The following is a 520-nucleotide window of genomic DNA, read 5'->3' as shown; positions in this document are numbered from 1 at the left end:
GGGCGCCCGGCAGGGGCCAGGTAATTGGATTTCTTAATTTAGGAGGGCGAATAGCATGGTGCGTCACAAGGATGGTCAGAAATTCATCGGGGAGAGCCGCGCCCCGCGGGTGCAGATCGAGTACGACGTCGAGATCTACGGGTCGCAGAAGAAGGTCGAGCTGCCCTTCGTGGCAGGGGTGATGGCGGACCTGTCGGGCGACAACGTGGAGCCGCTCGGCCCGGTCGAAGATCGTCGGTTCTCGGAAATCGACGTGGAGAATTTCGACGAGCGCATGGCGAAGATCGCGCCGTCGCTGAGCTATCACGTGAAGAACGTCCTGACGAACGACGGCACGCTGATTCCGATCGACCTGACCTTCACGTCGATGGATTCGTTCGAGCCGGCCGACGTGGTGCGGCGCATTCCGGAACTGTCCACGCTGCTCGAAGCGCGCAATCGTCTGAAGGAATTGCTGACCTACATGGACGGCAAGGCCGCGGCCGAGGATCTGATCCACGAGCTGCTCAAGAATCCGCAA

The 520-nt window shown here is 60.8% G+C and carries 1 protein-coding gene; it reads left to right on the top strand.

The features are described from left to right. Positions 1-55: 55 nt before the first annotated feature. Positions 56-520, top strand: a 465-nt coding sequence (gene tssB, locus AC1RQF_RS33530) for a type VI secretion system contractile sheath small subunit (RefSeq protein WP_492874447.1), incomplete at its 3' end; no start/stop codon positions are given.

This window comes from Burkholderia sp. GW821-FHT14F03 (assembly GCF_058803765.1).
The sequence above is the reverse complement of the archived record's forward strand: the minus strand, read 5'-3'. Positions and strand labels throughout refer to the sequence as shown.